This is a genomic window from Butyrivibrio sp. XPD2002, from assembly GCF_000423945.1.
Taxonomy (GTDB): domain Bacteria; phylum Bacillota; class Clostridia; order Lachnospirales; family Lachnospiraceae; genus Butyrivibrio.
In genome coordinates, this window is record NZ_AUIY01000033.1 from 21,649 (window position 1) to 33,544 (window position 11,896).

The window sequence follows — 11,896 nt, forward strand, 5'->3', positions numbered from 1 at the left end:
TGTAGATGTTACCAAGGCTAAGCATTATAACGGGCTTGGACGTTATATTTCAAGAGGATATGACACCTATGGCCTATTTAAGTTGGTGGGAGGTTTGCAGAAGGGGAATCCGACAGAGGAAGAGATAAAGAGGGCTGTGGATTTTTATAAGAATCTTTTATAAAGATAAAAAGAGGGTTTTCGTATGAAAAAGAATGTTCAGATAAGAAATAGTACTGTTGATTTTTTGATTTTTACCAAAGATTCTAAAAGTGATGGAATAGAAGTTAGAGTGCAAGATGGAGATGTCTGGTTAACTCAAAATGCGATAGCACAGCTTTTTGATATTGATAGGTCAGTTGTCTCGAGGCATCTCAAAAAAATTTTTTCTTCGGGGGAATTGGATGAAAATTCAGTTTGTGCAAAATATGCACAAACTGCTGATGATGGAAAAAACTACAATTATAAGTTTTATTCTTTGGCAGCGATTATTGCTGTAGGATATAGGACAAATTCTGATAAGGCAACACAATTTAGACAATGGGCAACGAAGGTATTAGATGCATTTACTAAACAGGGTTATGTTCTTGATAAAAGCAGACTAGTGAATGGAAAAATATTTGATGAAGATTATTTTGATCAGTTAGTAGCTGAAATTCAGGAAATACGAGCCAGTGAAAGAAGATTCTACCAGAAAATAACAGATATATATGCAACTGCTGCAGATTATGATAAAGATGCTCCTGTGACAAGAGAATTCTATGCAACGGTGCAGAATAAAATGCATTATGCTGTTCATGGAAACACAGCTGCAGAACTTATCGTATCCAGAGCTGATCACACAAAGGAACACATGGGATTAACTTCATGGAAAAACGCACCGGATGGGAAAATCATAAAGACGGATGTTTCAATAGCAAAAAACTATTTGTTAAAAGATGAAATACAAGAACTAAATGAGATAGTAACAATGTATCTTGATTATGCGACGAGGCAGGCTAAGAGGCATGTTCCGATGACAATGGCAGATTGGAAATCGAAATTAGATGCATTTCTTGTTTTTAACGATGCTGAAGTTCTGCAAAATAAAGGGAAAGTAACTGCGGCTATAGCAAAAGAATTTGCAGAGAGCGAGTTTGAAAAATATAGACTTATACAGGACAAGACATATGAAAGTGACTTTGATAAGTTGATTAACAGTACTGAGAATATAGCAGATTCAACTAAGTAACAATCGCATAAAGTAACATAAGGCAGGAATGACCTGATGATAATACGGTAGGCACCTGAGCTGGATGCCGATTCTGTTGAGCTTCTTAAGCTGTTTGAGGCTATGGACGAGAAGACCAGGCAGATCATGTTGGTACAGATGAGGGCTGTTGCCAGATTTTAATCATCTGGAGAGGTAAATGGGAGTGTGAAATGATAAATTCAACTGTTTGAGATGGCTATTTAGAGATAAAATCTCTAAATAAGCAAAGGAAACTATTGAGAAAATGGTTAGTTGGTAATGGAAAGGAAATTGTTGAATAAAGAGGAAATCTGTATGGACCAGATAAGGTTAGGACAGGGTTTATTGATTATATGCTGTGTATTTTATCTGATATGGTGGGGCGTAGCATTCCATCCTAATCATGGCGATAGTCACACGTCAGGGATTGATGGGATTCTGCTGCTTATCACTGCAGCCTTTGGACTGACAGGCCTGGTTCTCAACATGCTTGGAATTATCAAAACACCACCTGAAAGAGGACTGGTATCAGGCCTTGTGATAATAGTTGCCGGAATTGTTACATATATAGTGCTTCTTTACGGTTCAAGGATCATTTTACACAGGCAGGTAACGTCGGAGCTCTTTTTGATAATAGGCTGGTCAATGCTTGAAGTGGCCTCGATTAACAGAGCGATTGCGTGGGAAAGGGTGTCTATAGATAGAGGCATTGTGTTCCTGATAATCGTAGCAGTGGCTGCAGTTTTGAGCTTGTATTTTTATCTGCAGTATTACGAGGTTAAGCCCATGACGGGATATTTCTTTGGCATGGTTCCGCTTATCACAGAGGCGATAAGCATGGGCGTGTTTGAATTTTTGACAAGGTAGGGGGAGTCGAAAGGATATAGCGTGAACAGGATAAAAAAAGAAGATAGAGCCGTTTTTTATGTAAATCTGATACTGGTGATACTTGAAACGGTAGCATTTGCCCACGATATCTATGCGTTTCGGTTTGGACTTTTTGAGTGGTACACAGTGGACAGCAATGTGTTACAGCTTGTTGTATCGGTATGGGTGATTTGCTGCGTTTTGAGAAATAAACAATTTCCGAAGATCCTCACTGTTGCGCATTTTATTAGTGCAGTTGGCCTGACGGTCACATTTCTAATAGCTGCATTTGTTCTTGCTCCGGAAGGCGGGATTGCATATTACTTTCTTAACGATGTTGCGCCCATAAACCATTTTATCGGGCCGTTATTATCAGTGATCTCACTTCTCTTTTTAGAAAAGACTGAGAGGCTTTCGCTGAGTACAATCATATGGCCGGCGGTAGCGAGTCTTACATATGGTGCGATAGCACTGGTACTGAATGCTGTAAGAATAATGGACGGACCTTATTTCTTTCTAAAGGTATATGAGCAGTCTGCTGGTGTGATAATCTTGTGGTTTGCGATAATCGCTGTATTGTGTCTTGGACTGGCATTGTTGTATTACAAGATCAAATGGAGAAAGAGAGAAGTTAATCAGTAAAAATACTAAAAGAGATACTATCGGGATATCAGTAGAGAATGTGAATGAAGATGTAAGGAGCAGAACACGATGGCTCAGAGGACTGAGGCAATATATCAGGGTAGAACCATAGGAATTGAATCTATATATACAGTCATTGACGGTAAGCAGATCAATATACCTGAGAAGCTGAACTGGGTGCGAGAAAAGAGCAGAAACGGAGAATTGTTCTGCCCGTGTGGTTGCGGTGCTAATCTTATTCTTGTGGCTGGGGATAGAAATCTTAGGGAACAACATTTCAGGATAAAGGATTCTGATACAAAGCTTGAGTGCACAGCAGTAACTGAAGGAAGGACTTCGATAGAATCAAAAATAGTATTGAAATGTTGGCTTGATGATAAGCTTAGAACTGGGGATGTAGACACCAGAGTGCCTATAAATGCAGTTGATGACAGCACTGACAGGAAGTATGAGTTTTCTTTTGTATCAAAGCTCCATAAGCTTGCAATCAGCTACTTCCATGACAGGGCAAACATCACAGATGAAAAGCTTGATATTCTTGATATGAATACACAGGATATCAAGATTTATTATATTGCTGATATCATGAATTGTGGCTCCGAAGGTCAGTTTCCGGAATGGATGATGAAAATTGAAAGCAGACAGGGTTATTGTCTCTTTTTGTCGATAGATGGTATTGATTATAAAGATGCTCGCCTGGAAGCAGCCTTTTACGATCAGGATATAGATGGACTGTGGTGTGAAACAATTGTTACAGAAGGAAGGCTCCGTGACTATTCTTTTGATGAGAATAATAACCTATTGTTTCACAGAGATAGTTTAGATACTTTATATGATAAAGCATATTATGAATTCAGAAAGAAGCAGGATCGTGAACACGACAGACGTATCATTGAGCAGGAAAAGCGCGAGGCTGAACGCCAAAAACGCTTGGAAGAAGAAAAGAAACTCCAAGAGGAATACGAGCGAAAGATAAGAGAACGTGAGGAGCAGTTGCTTCGAGAGAAGGAGGCTGCTGAGTCAGAAAAGCGCAGAGCCCGGGAAGAATTTGCCCGCAACATGGCTGCTGGTTTTGAGCAACAGGAAAAGCCTATTAAAGATCCCGATGGGAACAGATGGGTTAAGTGTGAGTTCTGCGGAAAGATAGCGATGGATAAGGCGTTTTCTTCATATGGTGGGAAGAATCATGTGAATCTGGGAACATGTATCGAATGCTCCAGGAACAATCCTAAGGCAGCAGTACAAATTAGTATTCCACATAGGGAAAGTAATGCTAATAGATACGATCCGACCGTGTGTCCCGAATGCGGTAGCAGGCTTGTTGAAAGAAATGGTAGGAATGGCAGATTTGTTGGATGCAGTAGTTATCCTAGATGTAAATATACTCGGTCAATTCGATGAAATGAAGGAGAAGTTAAAAACCATTAAAAACTATTAAAAACTATCAAAAACCATTAAATACCATTAAAAACTATTAAAACCCCAAAAAGGTGATACGGTAAAAATGTGAAGATATTTGTGCTACTATAGAAAGAATTAGCCATTGGAGACTAAGGCAACTGAATCTTGCAGTCGTAAGTATTTAGCAATGTACAAAAGTTGAACGAGCTAAGTATTTTATACTACAAGGCTAATGGGGCACGATTCTTACATGGTGAACGCAGCGGAAAATTAGTTATTTTGTGGCTTTGCGGTTCCACATGTACTATGCTAACGTTCTTGACGAAAAGAATAAAATATGTTATATATAGCATAAAGAGAAGGAGGCAATGTGTCAAAATTTCAGGTGAATTTTTATAGAGCCATAGACGGCAGTAAGCCTGTTGGATTATTTATTAGAACGTTGGATGTAAAGATGAAGGCTAAGGTTGTGGCTAATCTTCACTTGCTTGAGGAGTATGGCAATCTTGCTAGGGAACCTCTTTCTAAAGAGTTAGAGGATGGAATATTTGAATTACGAAGTGGAGAAGGTAATAACATAGTCAGGATATTGTATTTCTTTGATAAGGGACAAATCATAATTGCCACTAATGGTTTTGTAAAAAACAACAGAAGACGCCTAGAGGTGAAATAGATTTAGCTAAGCAGAGAAGAACCGACTACCATAGTAGGAAGGAGGCAGGAACATATGAGTGATCTTCAGGAATTAACAAATGAACTTATGCAGGATCCTGAGTTAAAAAAAGAATATGAGGCACTTCAGCCAGAAATGGATATTACAAGAGCGATACTTGATGCAAGAATCCATGCGGGAATGACTCAGCTGGAGCTGTCAGAGAAGAGCGGCATAAGTCAGGCGGATATAAGCAGACTGGAGAAAGGTACAAGAAATCCTAGCATAGCACTCCTTAAACGTCTTGCTGAAGCTATGGATAGCACTCTAAAGATAGAGTTTGTTCCTAAGAAAATGGTAAGATAATAACTTATTTGGCTTCATGCAAGATAGAGGTCATAAAAGGAATTAGAGTTATTTCTTCTTACGATTAGATAAGAGTAGCCCTGCAAGCAATGTAACTGGTACAGCAAGTACTGATATCAGTGCAGTTGCTCCTGCAGAAATGCTACTCTTATTATTTTTGTTGTTTTCTGTATTGTTTTCGCTCATGATTGTAGTCCTTTCGTTGCTTGGCATACATGAAGGTCATGGAACACAAGAAGATTCCTGAGAGTGCAATGAGAAATCTTCCTCAGCCGATAGCTCTTATCAAAGTAATGCCGAAGGTCTTTGATTATCTGGACTCAGATTTGAAGAAACAAAAAACTAGTTAGACTGATGGCTCTTACAGTTGCAGCTACTTCGATGTCTCATATAGCGTCGAAGTACTTTTTTGCATATAATTAGGGGAGTTGAAAGTATATGAAGAAAGTATTGATTTTATTGGGGGATATTTACAATGACATTATGGAGGGAGAACAATGATCAAAATTTACGGAATGCCTACATGTCCCTATTGCGATTACATTCATGAGCAGATAAGAGGGCGTGAGAATGAATTTGAGTATATCAACATTGGTGAGAATATCAGAAACATGGGGGCTTTTACCAGACTTCGCGATACCAATCCGGCATTCGATCATTCCAAGGAAATAGGCGATGTTGGTATACCGGCCTTTGTTCTTGAAGACGGAAGCATAACTCTTGATCCAGCGGTTGTGGGCCTTATTGAGTATGGAACACCTGATGCCTGCTCAATAGAAGATCATAAAAGCGGAAGGAAAGGGTGTTAAGGGATACATGAGAATAGATAAAAGAGTAATGACTGAGGAGACCATTAAGTGAAAAGAAGATATTTAGCCCTGGGGATGCTTACGCTAGCTATGGTATTGACGTATTATGTTCTTTATAGTAGATAAGCTGAGAGGAACATTGATCAGCAGGTATTTACTGATCATAATTGTGGTACTTGGAGTTATAAATATGCTTATTGCAAAAGGAATGAAAGAGTAAGGGAGTCTTTGCGCAGATGGTTAGTGAAACTTCAATAAAGATGATTGACGTGGAGGACTTGGACTGAGGCTTATGTGGAAGATAAAGCAGATATTTGATGGAGATTATGGCTGCGAGGAATTACAGCCAGGACAGAAACCTAAGGTATCGGTAACGCTTGTTGATGATGCAGGGAATGAGAAACTTGTGTCAGTGGAAGATGATTGGCTTACAGAGAATGGACTGGATGTTGGCTCTGAGTGGCCGGCAGGAGTATGAGAAAGGTTGGCAAAAGATGGAAGCGATAGAAGCTATTTTAACAAGAAGAAGTACTAGAAGATATTCCGGAGAAATGCCGGAAAGAGCGCTTGTAGAAAAAGTGATTGAGGCAGGCAGATATGCGCCTAGCGGTGGAAATAATCAGACTACCCATTTCATTATTTTTTCAGATGCCGAAATCCTTTCTGACATGGCGGGATTAGTCTGCAAAGAGTTCGCAGAAATGGAAATCACTGAGGGTATGTATTCTTCTTTGAAGAATTCGATAAATGCGGCAAAGAAAGGTGGATATATATTTCACTACGGAGCACCTGTTTTCATAGTTACAGCCAATAAAAAAGGCTATGGCAACGCTATAGCAGACAGCGCCTGTGCACTGGAAAACATGATGATAGCTGCCAATGCTCTTGACATGGGCTCATGTTGGATCAATCAGCTTCACTGGCTCGATGAAAATGAGGCTGTGCGCAACTTCATGTATAAGTATGGTCTTAGGGAAGATGAAACGATAACCGGAGGCCTGATATTGGGATATTCTGAGGCAGGAAAGCCAATCAGGGAACCGCTTGAGAGAAAAGGTAATCCGGTAACCTGGGTAGAAAAGTAAGGGGATAAAGCTCATTGAAGGGGCACTGCAGGTTGAAAGAGGAGAGATCGTTCCTACTGAAGTGGATAGGTTCGGGAAGACTGTCCATGTGTATGATATAGGGGTGGCATCATTTCTGTGTGATTGATAGATGAAAAGCAGATTTTTTTATGAGGATTATGCTATGGGCTTTTGCGGATGGGCGGACGTTAATGAAAGAAACAAGATTTATCATGATAATGAGTGGGGCGTTCCTGTTCATGATGATAAAAAGATGTTTGAGCACCTGATGCTGGAATGTATGCAGTGTGGTTTATCCTGGGATCTTATGCTGAAAAAACGAGAGGTGTTCAGATCCTGCTTTGATGGCTTCGACTATGACAAGATTGCTGAGTATACTGATGCAGACATAGAGCGGATACTGAATACAGAGGATATGATAAAGTCACCCCGGAAGATCGTTGCTGTCATAAATAATGCCAGGTGTTTTCAGAAAGTCAGAGAAGAGTTTGGAAGCTTCTGCGATTATATCTGGGCATACTCAGGAAATAAGACAATTCTCTACAGTGGTCACAGTAAGCTTGGTGGGAAGATTCCCGTAAGTAACGGTCTTTCCAAGACGATAAGTAAGGATCTGAAAAAGAGGGGCTTTAAGTACGTCGGCGAAGTGACAATCTATTCTCACCTACAGGCATGCGGAATAATCAATGATCACGACGAGACCTGCCCATGCTATAAAAGGATAAATGCCGCAAACCAAACTGTGAATAAACGCAAGGATATGGAAGTGTATTAGGTGATAATTCTGATATAACCCCAGGCTATCATCAGCCATAGGTAAATACATACGCAGAGTAAGCGCTACTAACTATATAATGGTAACAGAGACCGATACATCTTGGGAGGAGGACGAATATGAAGCGTGATACAGTAGTTACTAAACTTAGAAAGCTGGCAGAAAATGCCGATGTTTCAAATGTGGATTTTCTAGCCGTTCAGGTGAATCTGACAGATCAGGATCCCGGAGTGTTCTACGTTGAAGTTAAGGACCACAAGATCAATATAGAGCCTTACGATTACCATGACAGGAACTGCGCTATATCAATCAAGTCCGATGATTTTAATAAGCTAATCAGTGGAAAGTTAGATCCTGTAGCAGCTTTTACTATCGGCAAACTTAAGGTTGACGGTGATGTAGGGAAGGCTTTGGAATTTTCCAAGCTTCTTAAATGATCGGGGAGTAAGCAGACATGATTAATGAAAGGGTAAAAGAGTTTCTTGTCTCCAATAATCTTGGTGATAGGCTTACTGAGCATGCAGAGACGATTGATACAGTTGAACATGCTGCACAGCAGATAGGTTGCACCGAACCGGAGATTGCAAAGACATTGTCTTTTGTGGTAGATGAAAAGCCTGTAATTGTGGTAATGGCAGGCGATGGTATGGTTAACAGTTCTAAGTTCAAATCACTATTTCACACTAAGCCACACATGATACCCAGAGATCAGGTAGAGAGTATCACGGGATTCCAGCCAGGTGGAGTATGTCCTTTTGCTGTGGCTGATGACATCCCTATCTGGCTGGATGTATCCATGAAGAGATTTGAATATGTCCATCCTGCAGGAGGTAATGAGTTTACTTCTGTTAAAGTTACACCTTCAGAGCTTGAAGCTGTTACCGGAGCCGAGGGCTGGTGCGATGTGTGCAAGGGATGGGAAGAAGACGAGTAACAGTGTTTGTGCTAAAGGAGGAAACAGATGAGCAGAGTTAATTTTGGAGCAAAACCACTAATGTATCCGCAGCCGGTTCTTATCATTGCAACATATGATGAGAATGGAGTGCCAAATGCTATGAACGCAGCCTGGGGCATAACTACTGACTTTAAAGAGATTTCAATCAGCCTGTCTGAACACAAGACTACTGATAATCTCGCAAAGAGAGGTGCTTTCACAGTAAGTCTTGCTACTGAAGACCAGGTGATTCCCTGCGATTATGTTGGGATAGAATCGGGAAGAAAAGTACCTGATAAATTTGAAAAGGCTGGATTTCACGCAACAAAGAGTGAGTTTGTTGATGCACCTTTGATTGATGAACTTCCTGTTGCTCTTGAGTGTAAGGTAAAGAGCTTTGAGGATGGCATTCTGATTGGAGAGATCGTAAATGTCTCTGCAGATGAAAGCGTAGTGACAGATGGAGCGGTTGATATCACAAAAGTTAAGCCTATAAGCTTTGATCCATTTGGTAATGGATATTACGGAGTTGGAGAAAAGGTGGGCAATGCTTTTAAGGATGGCGCAAAGCTGAAGTGATAAAGAGATTTAAAGAGGGGCAAAAAGTTATTGACAGCTAACAGGGCTATCTGTAAACTTTTGATTCATTAAACAAGTGTATTAAGACCTTATCAAGCTAAAATAGTTTTGATAAGGTCTATTTTTTTACATTCAGGAGGAGAACACTATGAAAATTGCAGAAGAAATGTTAACGCTTAATGATGGAAGAACACTTGTCCTAAGATCTGCAGAGGAAAAAGATGCTGTTACCATGCTGGACTACATAAAGCAGACAGCAGAAGAAACGCATTATCTTGTAAGATATCCTGAAGAAATAAATATTGAACTCGAAAGAGAAAAAGAGATCATCAGGAATAATCTGGAGGCTGAGGATTCTGCCTGGTTTACCGTATTTGATGGGGAAAGAGCTGTAGGTAACTGTTCTATAAGCCGTCACAGAAATCATCTCAAGCTCAGGCACAGGTGTGATTTTGCAATTGCCCTTGAACAGGCATATTGTAACGGTGGGATTGGAACAATACTCATGCAGAAGGCTATAGACAAAGCTAGGGAAATTGGGTTTGAACAGATGGAACTTGGAGCCTATGCGGACAATGATAGAGCGATTGCTTTATATAAAAAGATGGGATTTCAAGAATGCGGAAGAACTCCAAAGGCATTCAAACTGAAGGACGGAACATACATTGATGAAGTTAATATGATTTTGTTTCTGTGATTTAAACACGAAGATCGGAGGTTTCTATGATAATACAAAATGAAATACCATTATTGGAATATGATGACAGTTCATCGGAAGTTATAGCTCCTGATCATGACTGGACAGCTGAGAGATTGCCGGAGAAGTGTTTATTTGCATTCCTTGGAGATGTAGTCCATAAATACGCCAAAGAGAATAATGCAGCTATGGTATGAAGTTGACGTTATTACCTGTGCTGCTCCTAATCTACGGGACAATCCAAGTAATCCATATAACAAGAACGAACAATTCTGAGTAGCAAGGTAAAAGTAAGTTTTTGTAATGATAGCAATGGTGTAAAATGGTAGAGATATATTTTGTTAAAGAATAATTGTTGGCGGAGGAAAAAAGTGAAGTTCTTGAAGTGGTTAAATCTAATTCCCCTTGTAATGTTTGTGATTAGGGATATGCTCGGAATGGATGATATTAATCCCATATGGATGATAGTTATTGCGGCATTTGTCATAATGAATGTTTTTATGGCTAAAAGCATGAAGGAATATCTCCTGTCTTCGTTATTATTGCTGATATCATGCGTTGCCGGAATGATACTAAGTACATATTATTACTACTATTTTATTAGTTCTGATTTTGAGACACCTATTGTCGGTGCTTTCATAGCGATGGTCTATGGAATATTCGTGCTTGTGCTGGCGGGAGTTGGTACAGCTGTTTTTGCCATCAGGAACAGAAAAGAGGCAGTGAAAAATGGAGATATTTGATATAACTGACGATAACGGCTTTCCGACCGGGGAAACTGTAAGCAGAAGTGATGCACATGACAATGGGATTCCTCACAGGACAGCGCATATTTGGATTGTGAGAAAGGAAGTGGATAAATATCAGGTTCTTCTTCAGAAGAGAAGCGCCGAAAAGGAATCTTTTCCTGGGATGTATGATACTTCATCGGCAGGACATATCCAGGCTGGTGATGAGCCACTTGAGTCTGCACAGAGAGAACTGTTTGAGGAGCTTGGAATAAAAACTCTGGCCGGAGATCTTACTTTTGCCGGGAAGTTTCATATTAAGTATGAGATGGAATTCCATGGAAAAATGTTTAAGGACAATGAAGTTGCTTTTGTTTACGTGTATGAAAAGCCTGTGGATATATCCAAGCTGAAGCTTCAGACAGAGGAAGTGGAAGAAGTCAGGTGGTTTGATATCGATAAAGTCCATGAGGGATGCATACACAGGGATGGCACGTTTTGTGTTCCGATGGAAGGGCTTGAGATAGTAATGAAGTATCTTAAGGAAAAAGAAGAGAGACTAAGATGAAGAAAATAGTAGTGACAGCGCTTGTGCTGATAATGGTAATAGGAACAGTAGGATGTGGTGCGAAAAAAGAAGATGCAGCGATAATCGGTGGAGCTGACGGTCCAACATCTATTTTTCTGGCATCAAAAGTGAGTGATCCTGTGGTATCAGGAACCTGGCAGACAGCATCCATAGGCTATGAGACTGATGGGGATATGCAGCCTGAATACTATGTACAGTTTGGTGATGCAGAGATAATTTATGGCCATATGGAAAATAATGATTTTGTTCCGGATCATTTTGATAGTATTTCGCTATTCGAGGAACTGGAGACTGGAGGATACAAGATTAAGGCAGAGTCTGATAACGGAGTTCAGTACACGTATCAGTCTTCTGAAGAAAATGCGGATATCCTGGAATATTATGAGACATGGAACGAGGATGAGTTTTCAGAGAAGTACAGTGGCGGCGCTTCTCTTAGCAGATGTGATTAAACTTTAGTCTATAGCTAAAGAAATGAAAAAAGGTGTTCTTGCAGGCAGCGTACACAGCCTTGCATGGAAAGAGGGAGACAAAGGTCCCGGGGCTATAGAAATGATTGCCG

The 11,896-nt window shown here is 40.1% G+C and carries 19 protein-coding genes; 18 read left to right on the top strand and 1 reads right to left on the bottom strand.

What is annotated here, in order from left to right; all coding sequences use genetic code 11:
- Positions 1 to 184: 184 nt before the first annotated feature.
- The 6 genes from G587_RS0114880 to G587_RS0114905 all read left to right on the top strand — a co-directional run bounded on the left by G587_RS0114880 (position 185) and on the right by G587_RS0114905 (position 5,138).
- On the top strand, positions 185 to 1,210 hold the full coding sequence (locus G587_RS0114880) for a virulence RhuM family protein (RefSeq protein WP_026492908.1): 1,026 nt from the start codon (positions 185 to 187) through the stop codon (positions 1,208 to 1,210).
- A gap of 315 nt (positions 1,211 to 1,525) precedes the next feature.
- On the top strand, positions 1,526 to 2,077 hold the full coding sequence (locus G587_RS0114885; protein ID WP_026492909.1) for a hypothetical protein: 552 nt from the start codon (positions 1,526 to 1,528) through the stop codon (positions 2,075 to 2,077).
- A gap of 21 nt (positions 2,078 to 2,098) precedes the next feature.
- Entirely contained in the window at positions 2,099 to 2,719 is a 621-nt protein-coding gene (locus tag G587_RS0114890) for a hypothetical protein (RefSeq protein ID WP_026492910.1), read from the top strand.
- A gap of 69 nt (positions 2,720 to 2,788) precedes the next feature.
- Entirely contained in the window at positions 2,789 to 4,120 is a 1,332-nt protein-coding gene (locus tag G587_RS25920) for a topoisomerase DNA-binding C4 zinc finger domain-containing protein (RefSeq protein WP_026492911.1), read from the top strand.
- A gap of 370 nt (positions 4,121 to 4,490) precedes the next feature.
- Positions 4,491 to 4,793: a type II toxin-antitoxin system RelE/ParE family toxin gene (locus G587_RS23005; protein ID WP_330364493.1), complete on the top strand. Its 303-nt coding sequence runs from the start codon at positions 4,491 to 4,493 to the stop codon at positions 4,791 to 4,793.
- Positions 4,794 to 4,847: 54 nt separating this feature from the next.
- Entirely contained in the window at positions 4,848 to 5,138 is a 291-nt protein-coding gene (locus tag G587_RS0114905) for a helix-turn-helix domain-containing protein (RefSeq protein ID WP_026492912.1), read from the top strand.
- Between the two features lie 48 nt (positions 5,139 to 5,186).
- On the opposite strand, the gene G587_RS25925 is transcribed toward G587_RS0114905, so the two are convergent.
- A complete protein-coding gene (locus G587_RS25925) occupies positions 5,187 to 5,324 on the bottom strand; it encodes a hypothetical protein (RefSeq protein ID WP_207637478.1) in 138 nt (45 codons plus the stop codon).
- Positions 5,325 to 5,635: 311 nt separating this feature from the next.
- Between G587_RS25925 and G587_RS0114915 the strand changes: the two genes are divergently transcribed.
- From G587_RS0114915 to G587_RS0114975, 12 genes are all read left to right on the top strand, one after another.
- Positions 5,636 to 5,947, top strand: a complete 312-nt coding sequence (locus G587_RS0114915; protein WP_026492913.1) for a hypothetical protein — start codon at positions 5,636 to 5,638, stop codon at positions 5,945 to 5,947.
- A gap of 292 nt (positions 5,948 to 6,239) precedes the next feature.
- Positions 6,240 to 6,425 carry a hypothetical protein gene (locus G587_RS0114925; protein ID WP_026492914.1) on the top strand — a complete coding sequence of 62 codons (186 nt, stop codon included), beginning with the start codon at positions 6,240 to 6,242 and terminating at the stop codon, positions 6,423 to 6,425.
- A 16-nt stretch (positions 6,426 to 6,441) separates the two neighbouring features.
- On the top strand, positions 6,442 to 7,032 hold the full coding sequence (locus tag G587_RS0114930; protein ID WP_026492915.1) for a nitroreductase family protein: 591 nt from the start codon (positions 6,442 to 6,444) through the stop codon (positions 7,030 to 7,032).
- Between the two features lie 163 nt (positions 7,033 to 7,195).
- Complete coding sequence (locus tag G587_RS0114935; RefSeq protein ID WP_026492916.1) at positions 7,196 to 7,807, top strand: DNA-3-methyladenine glycosylase I; 612 nt, start codon at positions 7,196 to 7,198, stop codon at positions 7,805 to 7,807.
- 119 nt (positions 7,808 to 7,926) lie between these two features.
- Positions 7,927 to 8,244, top strand: coding sequence for an SCP2 sterol-binding domain-containing protein (locus G587_RS0114940; protein ID WP_026492917.1), 318 nt, complete (start codon positions 7,927 to 7,929; stop codon positions 8,242 to 8,244).
- Between the two features lie 17 nt (positions 8,245 to 8,261).
- On the top strand, positions 8,262 to 8,741 hold the full coding sequence (locus G587_RS0114945; protein WP_026492918.1) for a YbaK/EbsC family protein: 480 nt from the start codon (positions 8,262 to 8,264) through the stop codon (positions 8,739 to 8,741).
- 27 nt (positions 8,742 to 8,768) lie between these two features.
- Positions 8,769 to 9,320 (top strand): flavin reductase family protein, encoded by a 552-nt coding sequence (locus G587_RS0114950; RefSeq protein WP_026492919.1) that lies wholly within the window; start codon positions 8,769 to 8,771, stop codon positions 9,318 to 9,320.
- Positions 9,321 to 9,468: 148 nt separating this feature from the next.
- Positions 9,469 to 10,017, top strand: coding sequence for a GNAT family N-acetyltransferase (locus tag G587_RS0114955; RefSeq protein ID WP_026492920.1), 549 nt, complete (start codon positions 9,469 to 9,471; stop codon positions 10,015 to 10,017).
- 26 nt (positions 10,018 to 10,043) lie between these two features.
- Entirely contained in the window at positions 10,044 to 10,214 is a 171-nt protein-coding gene (locus G587_RS25570; RefSeq protein ID WP_155829577.1) for a hypothetical protein, read from the top strand.
- A gap of 174 nt (positions 10,215 to 10,388) precedes the next feature.
- Entirely contained in the window at positions 10,389 to 10,760 is a 372-nt protein-coding gene (locus G587_RS0114965; RefSeq protein WP_026492921.1) for a hypothetical protein, read from the top strand.
- The gene (locus G587_RS0114970) at positions 10,747 to 11,313 is read left to right on the top strand and encodes an NUDIX hydrolase (RefSeq protein ID WP_026492922.1); all 567 of its coding nucleotides are present in this window, start codon (positions 10,747 to 10,749) and stop codon (positions 11,311 to 11,313) included. The genes G587_RS0114965 and G587_RS0114970 overlap by 14 nt, the downstream gene beginning before the upstream one ends.
- Positions 11,310 to 11,786, top strand: coding sequence for a hypothetical protein (locus G587_RS0114975; protein WP_026492923.1), 477 nt, complete (start codon positions 11,310 to 11,312; stop codon positions 11,784 to 11,786). Before G587_RS0114970 ends, G587_RS0114975 begins: the two co-directional genes overlap by 4 nt.
- Positions 11,787 to 11,896 lie beyond the last annotated feature (110 nt).

Excerpts from the sequence above, each read along its gene's own strand:
- G587_RS0114880 (WP_026492908.1), top strand. The coding sequence starts at position 185 with ATGAAAAAGAATGTTCAGATAAGAAATAGTACTGTTGATTTTTTGATT.
- G587_RS0114885 (WP_026492909.1), top strand. The coding sequence starts at position 1,526 with ATGGACCAGATAAGGTTAGGACAGGGTTTATTGATTATATGCTGTGTA.
- G587_RS25920 (WP_026492911.1), top strand. The coding sequence starts at position 2,789 with ATGGCTCAGAGGACTGAGGCAATATATCAGGGTAGAACCATAGGAATT.
- G587_RS0114905 (WP_026492912.1), top strand. The coding sequence starts at position 4,848 with ATGAGTGATCTTCAGGAATTAACAAATGAACTTATGCAGGATCCTGAG.
- G587_RS25925 (WP_207637478.1), bottom strand. The coding sequence starts at position 5,324 with ATGAGCGAAAACAATACAGAAAACAACAAAAATAATAAGAGTAGCATT.
- G587_RS0114915 (WP_026492913.1), top strand. The coding sequence starts at position 5,636 with ATGATCAAAATTTACGGAATGCCTACATGTCCCTATTGCGATTACATT.
- G587_RS0114925 (WP_026492914.1), top strand. The coding sequence starts at position 6,240 with ATGTGGAAGATAAAGCAGATATTTGATGGAGATTATGGCTGCGAGGAA.
- G587_RS0114930 (WP_026492915.1), top strand. The coding sequence starts at position 6,442 with ATGGAAGCGATAGAAGCTATTTTAACAAGAAGAAGTACTAGAAGATAT.
- G587_RS0114935 (WP_026492916.1), top strand. The coding sequence starts at position 7,196 with ATGGGCTTTTGCGGATGGGCGGACGTTAATGAAAGAAACAAGATTTAT.
- G587_RS0114940 (WP_026492917.1), top strand. The coding sequence starts at position 7,927 with ATGAAGCGTGATACAGTAGTTACTAAACTTAGAAAGCTGGCAGAAAAT.
- G587_RS0114945 (WP_026492918.1), top strand. The coding sequence starts at position 8,262 with ATGATTAATGAAAGGGTAAAAGAGTTTCTTGTCTCCAATAATCTTGGT.
- G587_RS0114950 (WP_026492919.1), top strand. The coding sequence starts at position 8,769 with ATGAGCAGAGTTAATTTTGGAGCAAAACCACTAATGTATCCGCAGCCG.
- G587_RS0114955 (WP_026492920.1), top strand. The coding sequence starts at position 9,469 with ATGAAAATTGCAGAAGAAATGTTAACGCTTAATGATGGAAGAACACTT.
- G587_RS25570 (WP_155829577.1), top strand. The coding sequence starts at position 10,044 with ATGATAATACAAAATGAAATACCATTATTGGAATATGATGACAGTTCA.
- G587_RS0114970 (WP_026492922.1), top strand. The coding sequence starts at position 10,747 with ATGGAGATATTTGATATAACTGACGATAACGGCTTTCCGACCGGGGAA.
- G587_RS0114975 (WP_026492923.1), top strand. The coding sequence starts at position 11,310 with ATGAAGAAAATAGTAGTGACAGCGCTTGTGCTGATAATGGTAATAGGA.